We start from the raw sequence: 14,575 nt of genomic DNA on the forward strand, positions 1-14,575 counted from the left end.
ATGCGCACATCAGGAGACTCCGTGAGATGAAAGATCGTCCACAGGCATGCCTAGCATCATCTTGTATTTATTTGCCATCACAAATGATCCACTTTGCAATCATTTGCTTGCTTCTACTCACAGGGGGCATGGCTGCGCCAGCACTCGCACAACGTGAGCCAAGCTCTAACTCTAAAACAGTCGAAGAGACACCAAAGCGTGAAGAGATAAACGCAACTCTAAAGCGACCACAATCACTTTCCGCGACTATCAAACGCGTCAAAATACCGAATGGACCGTATCGCAACTTGGGTGGCTCGCTGTGTGAAACACAGAGTGTCTCTCATACAGAAAGTGATTTCGGACCTGGCACTTATACATTGCAAGCTGGATTTGTTGAAGGTGAGTACGCCGCCGCAAGCTATACGCTGGATGCGAGTGACTTCCCTTTGAAAATCGAAACAGTAGAAATGTTGTTTTCGACAAATCAGGCCATCGTACAAACCACCACAGAATGGTCATTCATGGTCTGGGATGGAACGCCTACCAATGGGCAGCTCATCGCTTTATTTTCATCAGACGATGCAATACTGCCGCACATGGTTCTCGGCCCTGGTACTGAAGGCGGTGTCCTTACGGTGAGCGTTGATCCTACTGATCCAGACCAGATTATCATTTCAAACGCTTCTCAAACCAACACCTTTACGATCGGTTTTCGAATTGATTCCCACAATGCACCTGGCTCCCCCTGCCTTGTGGCACCCAATCCAAACCAAAATGCATTCCCAACAACCGACCTAGACGGGGTTGCTTCGCCCACCGGAAATTGGATCAATGCTGTGGAAGGCTTGTTTTGTTGTAGTCCAGGTTGGTTTAACTTCCAATCTTTTCCTGCAATTTGCACGCCCAGTGGTGATTGGGTGATGCGAGCCAGCTATACACCATTCTCTTGCGAAGAAGAAGCTGGCGCTTGCTGCCAGCCCTCTGGAACATGTATTGAAACCACTGAGTCAGGCTGTTTGGCGATAGGCGGCAGCTTCCAGGGAGTCCTCACCTCATGTCTCAGTGCGAACTGCCCTTTGCCAGCCGGCGCCTGCTGCGTTGAAAGCACTGGTGGTTGTGCCGTCGTGACAGAGCAAAGCTGCAACACATTTCAGGGGCTATACCAGGGCGATGGCACCACTTGCGGCGAGTTGATTTGTTTTCCGGAGGGTGCATGCTGCCTGCCCACAGGTGAGTGCACCGACAATACGACTCCCGAGAGCTGCGCCGCTTTAGGTGGCACTTTCCAAGGCGATGGCACGAGCTGCACGAGTACGACATGCCCTAATCCAACCGGAACCTGCTGCAGTGAATCCGCCAGTTGCTTTGAGCTCGATGAAGACACATGCCTCGTATTGGGAGGTACCTGGGGCGGCCCCGGCACCAACTGCCTAGCCAATGATCCTTGCGCCTCTAATGACTGCCCCACCGACTTTAATGATGACGACGTCACCGATCTCGGTGATTTCTCTCTACTACTTGTTCATTACGGAACAGTTAATAGTATTGCAGATGCAAACGGCGACGATGAGACTACGCTCGAAGACTTCTCATTACTACTGATTAGTTATGGCCAAGCCTGCCCATAGATAAGAATGTAAAAGTACAACAAACGAAACAGAACGCGCGGATAGTGCGCGTGTTGTTTTCAATTTAAGAAAAGTCAATTTGTCTTTTTAGTGATTCCTTCGAACCTCTTCCGAGAGTGCTGCGGATGTGTTCATGGAATGTGACTGAAGAGGAGAACTTCACGACCCACATCCAAAACGGACATGACTCAGTCCTGCGTAAAAGGCATCCGTTGCCTCCCTCCCCTGCTGCGCAGAAATGCTCTGAAAGAGTCGTGATAAGTTAACTGGCCGTCAGCTACTTCTTGCTGTTTTGGACACTGAGTCATGATCATAGAGATGCTGATAAAAACAGTTTTGTGGCGATCAGCCGTCTCTTGAAGTTTGGTCACTCAGTGGGTTCCTTATAAGTCATAAGCATCCAGCTGGCGAACCTCTCATTTGCCAGCCCAAAGCACCCGGCGGGACCAACCGCCGGGTGCTTTCTTCATAAGGCGGCTCGTCAGCCTCTGCCGAATTGGCCATAATAGAAGCCCATGACCGAGACCGGATGCAAAGATTGCGGCAAAGACGTTCCTCTAGAGCCAGGACCACTAGAGCGGCCCACTGATCGACCTGTTGCTCTCTATGACGGCAACTGTGGCTTCTGTCGTGACAGCCGAGACCGATTGCGTGCATTATCTGGAGATAGGATTGCCTGGATACCGCTTCAGTATGCGGATCGCTATGGAATAGAGATTCCACAACAGGAACTTCAACAATCAGTTCATCTCCTCGAACCAAATGGAGATCTTACGCGCGGCGCAGAGGCCATTTTCAGAATGATGGACCTCGGCCAAATAAGACGTTGGCCCAGATTTTTTTACGAGTTCATTCCACTTGCCCCAAACATTAGTGAAATTGGATATCGCACCGTCGCGAGGAATCGCCCCCTGACAACATTGGTGGCACGCTTTTTATGTGGCCGCCCTGCTGTACCAGAGACATATCAGTACGCTCGTCGTATTTTTCTCTTCTCTCTCGCCGTGGTTTATTTGATTGCCTTCTTGTCTTTTTTTATGCAAGCCCCGGGGCTCATCGGCTCTGATGGAATACTCCCTGCAGCAGACTTTTTACAACAAGTTGACGCTGCTTATGCAACATCCAGCAGCCCCTTCTTTATTTTGCCCACATTGGCTTGGTTTAACAGCTCAGATGGTTTTATAAACATCATGTGTATCGCTGGAATAGCCCTTGGGATTATGGCGATGATTGGTTTCTTGCCAGTTTTTTGCTTCGCTGCAATGTGGATCCTCTATCTTTCCTTAGTAAACATTGGCCAAGAATTTTTTAGTTTTCAATGGGACATCTTGTTACTTGAAGCAGGTTTTTTAGCGATCTTTTTTGCTCCATCGAGTTGGTCGCTTTACTCAAAACGTGCCTCGCGCCCCTCCACACTCATACGATGGCTCCTGTGGTGGCTACTCTTTCGACTTTTGTTTCTCTCGGGACTTGTGAAGCTACTTAGTGGTGATCCCACTTGGCTTGAGTTCACTGCCTTGGAGTACCACTACTTCACACAACCACTTCCAACATGGACAAGCTGGTATGCCACGCATTGGCCACATTGGTTTCAGATCACATCAACAGTGATCATGTTCATTATCGAATTGGGAATACCCTTCCTCATTTTTCTACCTCGAGTACCGCGACTCATCGCCGCATCCGCCATCACGCTATTAATGCTACTGATTGCTGGCACCGGCAATTATGGTTTCTTTAATCTACTCGCCATCGTTCTTTGCCTTCTTCTCATCGATGACGGCAGTTGGCGCTTTTTTACTCCCAAACGACTCGCAACAAAGATGTCATTCATTTTGCCACAACGCGAGCATCTCATTAAGCGGAGTGTCAACTTTCTTGTATTGCTCTTTGTACTTCCATTGACAATCGTGATTGGAATCAATGATGCCGCAAGGACTGCTGGCTCGGCTTATCAGATTTCAATTCCAGAAGCAGCAAGCCCTCTCATTCGTAGCCATGTCGCCAACTCCTATGGACTCTTTCGCGTTATGACTGTGCGACGACCAGAGCTTGTCATTGAAGGCAGCCAGGATGGACTGACTTGGAAGGCCTACTCATTTAAGTGGAAGCCTGGAGCCTTGAATCGAGCCCCAGCCTTCGTAGAACCATATATGCCAAGACTTGATTGGCAAATGTGGTTTGCAGCCCTGAATGTGGAGCAACATCGCATCCCTGGTTGGCTTCAAGCATTCGGAAAGAAACTCAGTCAAGGCAGTCCAGCGGTTCTTAATCTTCTTGATTCCAATCCATTTCCTGAGTTTCCGCCAGAACGAGTACGCTTTACCCTATACCAATACACTTTCACCGATCGACAGACTCGTGCTACAACAGGCGAATGGTGGACTCGGTACAGAGTATTTAGTTATCCACTATTTGGATATCAAGAAAAGAGATAACACTATGAATAGTACTTCTCCCTATGCCGTTATCTTTGATGTCGATGGTGTACTCGTAGACTCATATGAGGCCCATCGTGCTGCATTTATGCAACTTGCTGACAAACTCAATACGAAATTCACTGACGAAGATTTTACAGAGAGCTTCGGACGTACCAGTCGTGATATTTTAAGGACCTGGTTTGACCCAGAGATGAGTGATGAGGATGTGGCGTTACATGACGGGGAAAAAGAGGCGAACTATCGGGCCTTGGTGACCCATGAGTTTCCCGCGATGGCCGGCGCTACCGAACTTATTGATCAGTTACACGCTGCAGGCTTTAAGCAAGCGATGGGATCTTCGGGCCCACCAGAAAATGTAAAACTAGCAAACACCAAGCTTGGAAGTGCCCATGCATTTGGAGCTCTGGTAACTGGCATGGATGTGACACATGGAAAACCTGACCCAGAGGTTTTTTTGGTCGCCGCCGACCGCCTGGGCATAAGACCTCGAGATTGTTGTGTCATAGAAGATGCCCCTGCTGGCATACAAGCAGCACGAGCTGCCGGCATGACTGCGATCGGGTTCGCTAGTCGTGGAAGAACACGAGCGGAGCTGCTCGCCGCTCAGGCTGACTTAGTGGTCAGTGACCTGAAAGCACTATCACCCCACTCAATAACTGCACTCATTGCCAAAGTACAAGCAAAACAGTCCATTAATGAAGAGCGTTAAATTGCCGTCTTGACAGTATCCACCGAACGAGATCCTTTTCTCTTGAGCAAGGAAGCCAAAGGCCTACTGACTCGTTCAAAGAAGAAGTTCTTTGCATTGGTGGCGAAGAAGCTCGAGATTGCGCGGCGTCCATTGGGTGCCACTGGTCGACACATTGCTTGGGTCCACAAACCTAATCGAATAGTCAACATCGCACTAGTCATTCCCTGAGCAGCCGCTGGCGCAACGACACCTAATGCCGGGACTTTACTGGTCACAAGATCCGATGCGTGCTGCGATAGATCTGCAACTGCTACATTAATGAGTGCTTTTCGAACAAGCCTGCTCGTTCCTGCTATCCCGGGCCGAGCACCATAGACCGTAGCAATGCTCCGCATCATGCGGACATTACGCCAGAGCACTAAGGCCGCATCAATGAGCGGCCAAGGCGCCAATCCAGTAATCAATCCAACACTTACGCTTTCACGTTGAATAATACGATCCACTCGACGGTCGAGTGGAAGCAAGAGCGTCTGCTCTACTCGAGTGCGCAGGGAAGCAGCAGATCCATTAGCTGACTTTATCTCTTGCTCACTTTGGTGAAACCGATCGATAGCTATATTAATTTCAGCGTCATTGCGATGCTGAAGTCGACGGCAATAGTTCGCCAGAAGATGTTGTGCCAGCTGAGGATCCAATTGACCTTGGATACCTCTTTGCAGACGCTCAACACCTCTAAGCTTGGCATAGGCAAACGCTTCAGAGGTGACAATCCAGGCCAACGCGCCCAGAATACTCAGGACAACAACAAGAGATGTCCAACCATAGAACGCACTGGTGTCAAAACTCCGCTGAATAAAAAGGTGAATCTCCAGTGCCATCCAGAGCGACACGAGACATCCCACTCCTACGAGAAGTAAACGAAATGCGAGTTGGCGCCCAGATTTTGGCATCACCATTGATACGTGTTCTAGATGCTGTTGTTTGAACCCTATCTTGCCTAGTTTCACACTTTCCAGCGATTTTCTGGCCCAATCATGCCTCAGACCCTCCAGATGCGCCAATATTCCAAAAAGCGGGCAGAAAATGAAAGACAAACGGATCCACCTAGCAATCTGTCCGTAACGATGGCTATTGGAGATTTTTGTTTGAAATTACCCCAGTCATTTTGCTGGCGGGTCAACTGGTTTGGTAGTGGAGTCGCCGAATGGAGACTTTTCCAAACATCAGAAGCCCGTCGTCGAGCTGCTCAGCGTGTCATTCAAGAACGTGGATGGCTTGGCTTATTAGCTGCGCTGCTCATCGCCAGCGTGTTGCCAGTAGTCATCACCCTCATTGGCTTTGGCATGCTGCAGAATATGAACATCGTGGTATCTCTAATAATCGGCTACGGGCTGACGGTGCCGCTGTCCTTCATTCTGATGCGACAACGTATGCGAAGTTCATTGCTGCGGGAGTATGGACAAACACGGCTTAATCCATGCTGGCAATGTGGTCAGATCCTGACGCGCGAAGAGCTCAAGGGCCACAAGTGTGATGTTCCACTCCTGCAACCTCTCAAACGCTCAGCCTGACTTGACAATTGATCAGAATAAAGCCATCTTCATATTCAGGAAAACGAACACCCCTTACACAGGATGGTGCGGCGTATGCATCTCTCTCTGAATCCATCCGATACGCCCAGCGCCGCCCAAGTGCCTGTAGATCTTGAAGTACACGTACCAGAAGGTGATGCACCATCGAGTGGTTTTCCAGCCATTTTATATTGCCCAGGTTTACGTGGAAATCCTCAGAATTTGAATAGATGTATCACCGAGTACTTTACGAATCAAGGCTTCGTGACTGGCGCTATCAGATACAAAGAAATTCAGCCTAACACACCAGAACACGCTTGGGTACGCCCACTTGATCGTGTTCACGAAGCGGTTCAATCGGTTGACATTATGTCTGCTCGTGATGATGTGGATGCAAATAGAGTCGGTATTTATGGCCTTAGCTATGGTGGCCCTATCGCAATCTGCGCTGCTTCGCTGGCCACCAATGTTCGTGCGGTGGTAAGCGCTGCCGGACCAGGCAACGGCTGGAGAATGATGCGTAGCATGCGAACGCGTGCTGAATGGAGCATCTTTATCGCACGACTTGAAGAAGACCGAAGGCGGCAAGAAGAGGGTGAGCCACCCACTAAAGTTTCTTTGTTAGAGCTTCTTCCATTCAGTGATAGTTATCAAAAAAAGTTGTTGAAATTCCAAGACGAACTTGGACTATCACCAGACGATGATGTTGATCCAAAGTACTTTCTTGAAACAGCTTTTTATATGTTGAATTTTCATCCCGAACAGGCCGCTGCCTTACTTCACAATATTCCACTACTTCAAATTTGTGGTGATCAAGATGAATGCGCAACGCACGCCCAGATTGAAGAAATCAGCAAGTTTGCTTCCTGTGAAAACAAGATTCACTGGATGCCTGGTGGCACCGATCATCTGGATTTGCATGTGAACCCTGGCCGAAATAAACAACTCGCCCTTGCCAGCGACTGGTTTGCAACACACCTACATTAAACCTGCCCCAAAGAGAATACCCACCAAAAGATTTCAGCAGTGCCTTTAGCTGTGGCCATAATTGTTATTGGTTAAGGTCCCAATACCCAACTGGTTTACCTTGTGTGTGTAAAAAGGATTCGATATCAGATTGAATTTGAGAAATGACCCACTCGCGTGTTTCGCGATCCCAATTTGGCTTGGCTTTAATTTCTCTTTTCAGTGCTTTCTGGACAATAGTTCGCGTCCAATTTGGCATCACATTTCGAATAGTCAAAAACCCAGGCATTTTTCTTCGAATCAGATTCGTGATCGGTAAATCGCGGCGCTTACCTTTAGATTGGTAGATTTTTTCACTTGGATTATCAACGACAAATGTTGGATCTACATCGAGGAACTCAAAGCATTCTTGTAAGACCTTTTCTGGATTCTTTTTGTAGTCTCGATAAAAAATAACGTTTATTCGTTCTTTAGGATAATGCTTACGATAGGCCTCGAGCTGCCTGTGATAACAACTCGCATCAATAAAATGAGGAATCTCGTGGACCGCTTCTTTGAAGTTAAGTTGAGTGAGACCTTGGCTGAGAAACTCAACATAATTTGATTGAATCCGTTGCATAGGATGCCGGACCATGTAAATTATTTTGGCATCTGGTAAATGTTTGACAATTCGAGGCAGGGCCTGAGGAAATGCTCTTATTGATGAATAAAGTGTTGTTGCTTCTCCAATAGCACGCTCGCTGTCTACATCTTTGAAGAGCGATAGATACCAATCCCAACCTTTTGAATACACCTCGTCATAGCAAAAGAAAAAAGTTTCTTTTGGATGAGAAACAAAGATCTCAGGATGCCTGCGCAGATGCATACTTAATGCAGTGGTGGCACATTTTGGTGCACCAATGACGAGAAAATTAGGCTTAAGATTACTCATCTATATAGAAAGTCCACCGTTCATAGAATGAAAATATAAAGGCCTTGCAAGCATGTCATCATCGTACCGATCAACTGGTTTTTTATGTCAACCCTGGCCAAGATGACCAACTCGCACTTACCAGCAACTAGTTTATGACACACCTACGCGAAGCACTCATACGATCAAAGTACTGTAGATTGACGTAAACCCTTTATCACTAGCCACTCACGCAGTTAACACTAAATCTTTACGATCCTTGCTGATGCCCTTTTTAATGGCCTTTTTCCAAAATATTGTGAGCCATGGCACGCCTCCTGCCGTTAACAGTAAGGACCAGTGGCGAACCGAACCCCTCTTCGCAACGTAGAGAGTGGGGAAGGAGTAAATGATGGCTCATCTTATCTTTAACGTCTGGCGAGAACGCCTTATCGAATACCTTAGTGCCGTTGAGCTCGAGCGCGACCTTGGTCAAGGTCAGATTCTCCTAATTACCAATACCACTGAAGAGGATCTTCGCGAACTCCACATGTATGGCTGGAAAGTCAGTGAAACAGCTTACGCGATGATCGAAAAGGTCAACCTTCGTTAGCCGCGTCTACCCTCTTCACGCATTCCATAACAACCTCATCAACCTGAGGGTCTTGGATGATCCCGGGTTGAAATATCAGTGGCTGTTGTTTTTTCAACTGTCTCGGAAACACAAACTTGTTGTACCAGCTCAGGGCCATGCGCGAGAAGTACTTCAAGAACCAGAGTCCTACTCTCGTGATCATGCGAGATTCAAGCTGCATTCCATAAGCCGCACTACGGCGGACCGTGATACCGTGAGCATGAAGAAGCGCTTCAAGTGCATCTGGCTCATACCGTCGCGCATGTCCGACCAATCGATCAAAGCCAGTCCAGGCAGATTGATAGAGGGGCACGGAAAGAAACAAAACCCCACCCTTTCGTAAGACACGAGTGATCTCACCTAACGCCATTCGATCATCTTCAATATGTTCGAGTACGTCGAAGGCGCAAACGAGATCCATCGACTCATCCTCAGCTGACAGTGATTCAATCGAACCCACAACTGCTTGCCCACCAGCATCGTTGAGGCGGCTCACCGCAACTGGGCTCAGATCAACGAACTGGGTACCCTCAACTGGAAGCCGCGGTCGCAATCCAGGTCCAATCTCAAGTCGATCTTTGCACTGCTCAAAATATGGAGAGATAGCTGGCCATGTATTGAATGCCTCGGCCTGATGGAGCTCAACACCCTGCCACAGGTGATTATAAAAATCGCGATTGACCTGCGTTAAGGAGCAATGGTTTTTTCCCATTTGAGTATTCATAAAATGATCGTCTCAAAAACCATTTTCGACAAAGAGACCCAACACCTCTTTCAATCAGACTGAGTTTCAATCACCGAAAGTTGTCTCGAATGCATCTTCATTGAATTTGGCACCAAGCTGTTCAACGATGCTATGCATATCAGCCTTACTATTTGAAAGTGCGCTGGTAGCACCAGGCGATGGCGTCATATTAAAAATAATGCCATCAGATTCATCGATTTTCGACTCACCCATAAGCATTTTTCGCGCATTCTTGTCGATGATTTGTGGCCGGATACCTGTATAACCATGCGCAAACTCAAGATCATCCACCTCAAGCGCTGGCACGATTTTTTGAGCTGCTTCTAGAAAACTCCGCTTTCCATAGACCGGTATCTCATAACCAATATTCTTATAGACAAAGTCGTGAATGTCTTTGTCCTTCATCAGATGATACAGAACCGATGCAACATCCCGATCGAAACGCACAGACTCTAGGAATCCCCAAGCTGTCTTTGCATTATGACGCTCTAGCACTGGCATCATCAATGCAGTGGGTCCGAATCGCGTCTTATCGGGCTGGGTTAGATCTGGATCACCATGAATGGCGGCAAAGGGAAGCTTATCATTTTGCACAGTGTAAACCTTGCCATTAAGAACATTAGGGGCAAAGAAGAAGTTTCCAGTAATAGGCATCACTGAAAGATGGTGTGCATACCCCATCTTCTGAGCAATGAGCAAACTATGTGCGCCTGCAGATACAACAACCATTTTGGCATGAAACCTTCGCCCTCGGGTGGCGCGTATTTCAAAACCATCATCAGTCCGCTTTATTTTTTTGGATCGACACTTTAGATGTACGTTGACATTCTTGCCATCAACATGCTGCGCTTCTTCAGCAAATGATTCAGTCAAAAGACCATAGTCAACGGCATAACCTTCTGGATTATGCAATGCCGCAATTTGTTCAGGCCTCGCACCACCACCCTGCCCCTTGACAACGTTTGGTTCAATCTTATTGATTCCATCTCTATCGAGAAACTCAATTGTCGGGAACAGATGCTTAAAGTCCTCGACGCGTTTTTTTACAACCGCGCACTCTTCTTCTCCGACACCAAGCAACATCTTTCCATAGCAACGTGACATCTTCTCGTCTTCAGCAATACGTTGAATATACCGCAGTGTCAGATCTGAAGCAGTTTTAACCTTCGCCGCCTTCTCAAGGCTGTAGTTGGTCTCAATGTCACCGCAGTGCAACGTTTGACTATTGTTATGAGCGTTCGAATTAAGTGGGTCCAGATGATCGTACTTCTCTAACAATCCAATACTGTGAATATCGGTAAACGCTGATAGCAGATACATAAGTGAGCAGCCACTAATTCCTCCGCCAATAATTACAACATCATATTCATATCGACTCATTTTTTAATTCGCTTCTAAAGAGGGTCTCTCGGGATATTCCACGCCGCGCACTGTAGCATATCTTGAGTACCATTCGGTACTCCGCATTGGGCTGCAATGACGATGCCTATCGCACGCCAGGACTGATAGAATTGTATTACTCTGAAGGACATGATTCATGCGTATAAAGTACACACGGCTATTTACCGGGGATGATGGCCAATCTCACTTTGAAGATGGTTTCATTGATCTCAATGAAGTCATGCCCGGTGTTGGCCTCTCCGCCTTGATGGAGCACCATAGCGTACAATTTGCTGAAACCGCTGCAGGTGGAACCTACGACTGGCATTGTGCACCGCGCCGCCAACTACTCGCCATTCTTGCTGGAACCGTTGAGTTTGAAACACGCCAGGGTGAGACTCAAAGTTTTACAACCGGCGACCTACTGATTGCCGAGGATCTCACAGGAGGTGGGCATCGCTGGAAGCTCATTGGCGAAGAACCGTGGCGACGGCTTTACGTCCATCTTGAATCGGATGAGTAAACAGAACAGTAACGAAGCCACACAGTCATTCGATTAATCGATCACACATTAATGATGCTGATTGCGTAAGAAATCCGTGGGTCTCTTACATATCGCATTAAGTTATTCAATATTCGTGCACTAAATACCAATAGAATTGAGTTTGTTTTTTAGCCCAGAAAGAGTGGCTGTCAGACCAAGAAATTTCTTCCGCTCACCACACAGAAACTTCATGCTGAACGCTCGCCAAAGAAAATTGATTGGGTATTTGCCTCAAGAATGAACACTGCTTCTTTGATCAAGTCCAAGGCTTGTAGGGGCTCCATTCAGAAGGCCTCCAGAGCCGCTCTGAGGCTCGCTGGAGCGCCCTGCCATTGATATGGGCACCAAATCAGAGGCAAGGCTGCTGGCGAGCATATACCCCATCAGCCGCTGGAGCGACTCCGACGAAGGATCTCAAAAAAGATTTCATCGTTTTTGCCCCCGCAAGTTCGGAACTCCGCAATGTCTTCTAGACAGCGATCACGTTCAAGATGCTGAGATCTAAGAAGTAAATCGGAGCACTGCCATGACAAATCAAGGGTTCAACCAATGGAAGATGAGTGTTACAAAGGCCATCAATGAGGTTGAAGTACAATACGACCTTTTCTCCGGCGAGATTTTCCAGGCGTCCAATACCAGGGACAGCGACCTCCGAGAACTTTATGGTTATGGCTGGTCTCCACAGGAAACCGCAATGGCTGTTACTGAAGCCGTTGGATTGCGATAAATATTGATACGTTTCATTTGATTAAACACGCCTCGAGGCGTTCATTTCAAATAAACGATGCACGAAAGCGGGCTCGTCCAGTCGGACAAGCCCGCTTTTTTTGCTTGCCTGGGCGAGTCCAGCTCTATTTCCAACGTAACAAGTTCCGCTACACTGCCGTGGTTCAAGAAACTCAGAGCTAAGCCGTCAGGCAACTGCTTTTTTGCTGCTCACGCACACGCTAGAGGACTTTGCCCAATGTATCGAATACAGAACCAGTCACTGTTGATCCTTGTGATCATCACCTCAAATCTTCTTTTTGCAATAGTTCCACAAGCGTATGGCCAAGAGAACACCCTTGAATCTGCACTCGATACTGCAAGGAATGATGTCTATCCTGCCTTGGTTAACATCGCGGTGGTTGGCCAGAACTATCAAGGTGGTCGTGAACAGAAGTTTCCTGCAGCTGGCAGTGGCGTCATTGTGACTCCGGATGGCTATGTGCTCACGAACTACCATGTGGCCGGCGAAACAACCCGTATCACCTGCACACTACCATCAGGTCGAGAGTTTGATGCGAGCGTGATCGTGCATGACCCATTGACTGACTTGTCTGTCTTAAAAATTGAGGACCAAGAGAATGATCTCCCGTGCGCGCCCCTGGGAGACTCTGATGCACTCCAGGTTGGCGACTATGTGCTGGCCATGGGTAATCCCAATACCAATTCAAACTCAATGACCCTTGGTATTGTCTCCCACCCCAAACGAGTCTTCACAAGCTTCACTGGGAACGCTATTGATGAACAGGATCTAGGCGGCGGACAGACAACGGGTCTCTTTACACGCTGGATTCAACACGATGCACTTATTCTTCCAGGCAATAGCGGAGGCCCCCTTGTTAATCTGAAGGGTGAGATCATCGGTATCAATGAACTTGGGGGGCAAGGCGTTGGATTCGCGATCCCATCCAATCTGGCGGGACACGTTCTCAAACAGGCTATTGAGCATGGCGAGGTACGGCGTGGCTGGATTGGCGCATCAATTAGACCTGTTGATGAGCTCGGACGGGAGGATGGCGCCTTAGTGACTTGGGTTGTACCAGCTGGACCAGCTGATGTTTCCGGCATCAAGGCAGGCGACGTGCTTCTCGAGGTCGATGGCGAAGCGATTGCTGCAAAGAACTTTGAGGCGATTCCACCTATTCTGAAAAGGCTTGCTGATCTTCCTGCCGGAAAAGATGCCACCTTGGTGATCATGCGCGGCGGCGAACGTCGAACCTGTTCTGTGCCCGTTGCTCCAATGGAGGCTTACCTCGGTGATCAAGCTGAGATCAAACCACTTGGTATCACCGTACGCGATATTACTCGTCAGATGTCGCTTGCACGTCGTTGGCCAAATCGTGATGGCGTACTCATCACTGGAGCACGCGCCGGCAAACCTGCTGATAAAGCACGCCCAGCTATCAAGTCCGGTGATGTCATCTTGAGCATCAACGGTGTGCCAGTCAATAATCACCAAGATCTTCAAACACAAGCAGGCATGATTGAGCCAGAAACTCCAACGATTGTGGAACTTCGTCGTGGACAAGAACATGTCATTACGGTCGTTGAAATCAATCGTGAACGTGAGTCTCAATCTGGTGGCGCCTTACCTGTTGCTTGGTTGGGCGTTAAGACCCAAGTCATGACCTCACCTGTCGCTGAAGCATTAGGCATGGAAGGACAGACTGGCTTTCGCATCACTCGTGTTTTGCCAAATACAGAGGCTGCTGATGCTGGACTACAAACCGGCGATGTCATTACCCATATGAATGACCGCATCATCAAAGCCCGTCGCATACAAGATGCGCCGTTATTGGAACGGATGATCGAGAATCAGACGATTGGTGATACGGTGAGCCTTACATTGAACCGCAACTCTGAGACCATACAAATTCCCGTTGTGATGGAGCAGATTCCCAGCGGTTCCAGGGACGCCGCAAAGAGTGGTGACGGCATTCTCGAATTCGATGTGCGTGACCTAACTCCGATGGATCTGATTGAAAAACGCTGGCCTTCAGACCTCGAGGGTGTCCTCATTACCGATGTTGAAAACGGTGGCTGGGGTAGCCTTGCTGGACTCAGTGGCCAGGATGTTGTCATCAGCATCCAAGGCAATAAGACACCAGATGTGAATGCTTTCGATAAGGCCATGAAAGACGTCCACACCAACCAACCAGAGGTAATTGAAGTCTTCATACAGCGCGGGCATCGCACAACGTTTCTGTTTATTGAACCAGTCTGGATGCCAGATAACAAAGTCAAGCCAGCAACATCAAATACTTAAGCGATCCAAACAGAGCAAGCACAAGAAATTATTCGGTGCCCAGTACAGCCGAAACATAAGCAAGCACAACAAA

At 48.1% G+C, this 14,575-nt stretch carries 13 protein-coding genes; 9 read left to right on the forward strand and 4 right to left on the reverse strand.

Annotated features, from left to right (window positions below):
* Positions 1–26: 26 nt before the first annotated feature.
* The 3 genes from P8J86_10495 (at position 27) to P8J86_10505 (ending at position 4,760) form a co-directional block, all read left to right on the forward strand.
* Positions 27–1,610: a hypothetical protein gene (locus P8J86_10495; protein ID MDG2055123.1), complete on the forward strand. Its 1,584-nt coding sequence runs from the start codon at positions 27–29 to the stop codon at positions 1,608–1,610.
* A 515-nt stretch (positions 1,611–2,125) separates the two neighbouring features.
* Positions 2,126–4,048 carry a lipase maturation factor family protein gene (locus tag P8J86_10500; GenBank protein ID MDG2055124.1) on the forward strand — a complete coding sequence of 641 codons (1,923 nt, stop codon included), beginning with the start codon at positions 2,126–2,128 and terminating at the stop codon, positions 4,046–4,048.
* Between the two features lie 4 nt (positions 4,049–4,052).
* On the forward strand, positions 4,053–4,760 hold the full coding sequence (locus tag P8J86_10505; GenBank protein MDG2055125.1) for an HAD family phosphatase: 708 nt from the start codon (positions 4,053–4,055) through the stop codon (positions 4,758–4,760).
* Here P8J86_10505 and P8J86_10510 read toward each other — a convergent pair.
* The gene (locus P8J86_10510; protein ID MDG2055126.1) at positions 4,757–5,632 is read right to left on the reverse strand and encodes a DUF697 domain-containing protein; all 876 of its coding nucleotides are present in this window, start codon (positions 5,630–5,632) and stop codon (positions 4,757–4,759) included. The two genes, P8J86_10505 and P8J86_10510, sit on opposite strands and share 4 nt — an antisense overlap.
* Before the next feature lie 255 nt (positions 5,633–5,887).
* On the opposite strand from P8J86_10510, the gene P8J86_10515 reads away from it, so the two are divergent.
* Together P8J86_10515 and P8J86_10520 are read left to right on the forward strand one after the other, a co-directional pair.
* On the forward strand, positions 5,888–6,313 hold the full coding sequence (locus tag P8J86_10515; protein ID MDG2055127.1) for a hypothetical protein: 426 nt from the start codon (positions 5,888–5,890) through the stop codon (positions 6,311–6,313).
* 75 nt (positions 6,314–6,388) lie between these two features.
* Positions 6,389–7,300 (forward strand): acetylxylan esterase, encoded by a 912-nt coding sequence (locus P8J86_10520; protein MDG2055128.1) that lies wholly within the window; start codon positions 6,389–6,391, stop codon positions 7,298–7,300.
* 64 nt (positions 7,301–7,364) lie between these two features.
* On the opposite strand, the gene P8J86_10525 is transcribed toward P8J86_10520, so the two are convergent.
* Entirely contained in the window at positions 7,365–8,210 is an 846-nt protein-coding gene (locus P8J86_10525; protein ID MDG2055129.1) for a sulfotransferase, read from the reverse strand.
* Between the two features lie 367 nt (positions 8,211–8,577).
* Here P8J86_10525 and P8J86_10530 point away from each other — a divergent pair, with 367 nt between their 5' ends.
* On the forward strand, positions 8,578–8,781 hold the full coding sequence (locus tag P8J86_10530; GenBank protein ID MDG2055130.1) for a hypothetical protein: 204 nt from the start codon (positions 8,578–8,580) through the stop codon (positions 8,779–8,781).
* Here the strand turns inward: P8J86_10530 and P8J86_10535 are convergent.
* Together P8J86_10535 and P8J86_10540 are read right to left on the reverse strand one after the other, a co-directional pair.
* Complete coding sequence (locus tag P8J86_10535) at positions 8,768–9,526, reverse strand: methyltransferase domain-containing protein (GenBank protein MDG2055131.1); 759 nt, start codon at positions 9,524–9,526, stop codon at positions 8,768–8,770. The genes P8J86_10530 and P8J86_10535 overlap by 14 nt on opposite strands.
* Positions 9,527–9,592: 66 nt before the next feature.
* Entirely contained in the window at positions 9,593–10,927 is a 1,335-nt protein-coding gene (locus tag P8J86_10540; protein ID MDG2055132.1) for an FAD-dependent oxidoreductase, read from the reverse strand.
* Positions 10,928–11,084: 157 nt separating this feature from the next.
* On the opposite strand from P8J86_10540, the gene P8J86_10545 reads away from it, so the two are divergent.
* From P8J86_10545 to P8J86_10555, 3 genes are all read left to right on the forward strand, one after another.
* The gene (locus tag P8J86_10545) at positions 11,085–11,450 is read left to right on the forward strand and encodes a hypothetical protein (GenBank protein MDG2055133.1); all 366 of its coding nucleotides are present in this window, start codon (positions 11,085–11,087) and stop codon (positions 11,448–11,450) included.
* A 547-nt stretch (positions 11,451–11,997) separates the two neighbouring features.
* Complete coding sequence (locus P8J86_10550; GenBank protein MDG2055134.1) at positions 11,998–12,198, forward strand: hypothetical protein; 201 nt, start codon at positions 11,998–12,000, stop codon at positions 12,196–12,198.
* Between the two features lie 237 nt (positions 12,199–12,435).
* On the forward strand, positions 12,436–14,502 hold the full coding sequence (locus P8J86_10555) for a PDZ domain-containing protein (protein ID MDG2055135.1): 2,067 nt from the start codon (positions 12,436–12,438) through the stop codon (positions 14,500–14,502).
* Positions 14,503–14,575: the final 73 nt, after the last annotated feature.

Source organism: Phycisphaerales bacterium, assembly GCA_029268515.1.
Classification (GTDB): Bacteria; Planctomycetota; Phycisphaerae; order Phycisphaerales; family SM1A02; genus JAQWNP01.

Bases quoted from the DNA above. Each gene is read 5' to 3' on its own strand.
- P8J86_10550 (MDG2055134.1), top strand. From the start codon at position 11,998: ATGACAAATCAAGGGTTCAACCAATGGAAGATGAGTGTTACAAAGGCC.
- P8J86_10500 (MDG2055124.1), top strand. From the start codon at position 2,126: ATGACCGAGACCGGATGCAAAGATTGCGGCAAAGACGTTCCTCTAGAG.
- P8J86_10545 (MDG2055133.1), top strand. From the start codon at position 11,085: ATGCGTATAAAGTACACACGGCTATTTACCGGGGATGATGGCCAATCT.
- P8J86_10495 (MDG2055123.1), top strand. From the start codon at position 27: ATGAAAGATCGTCCACAGGCATGCCTAGCATCATCTTGTATTTATTTG.
- P8J86_10540 (MDG2055132.1), bottom strand. From the start codon at position 10,927: ATGAGTCGATATGAATATGATGTTGTAATTATTGGCGGAGGAATTAGT.
- P8J86_10505 (MDG2055125.1), top strand. From the start codon at position 4,053: ATGAATAGTACTTCTCCCTATGCCGTTATCTTTGATGTCGATGGTGTA.
- P8J86_10535 (MDG2055131.1), bottom strand. From the start codon at position 9,526: ATGAATACTCAAATGGGAAAAAACCATTGCTCCTTAACGCAGGTCAAT.
- P8J86_10555 (MDG2055135.1), top strand. From the start codon at position 12,436: ATGTATCGAATACAGAACCAGTCACTGTTGATCCTTGTGATCATCACC.
- P8J86_10530 (MDG2055130.1), top strand. From the start codon at position 8,578: ATGATGGCTCATCTTATCTTTAACGTCTGGCGAGAACGCCTTATCGAA.
- P8J86_10520 (MDG2055128.1), top strand. From the start codon at position 6,389: ATGCATCTCTCTCTGAATCCATCCGATACGCCCAGCGCCGCCCAAGTG.
- P8J86_10525 (MDG2055129.1), bottom strand. From the start codon at position 8,210: ATGAGTAATCTTAAGCCTAATTTTCTCGTCATTGGTGCACCAAAATGT.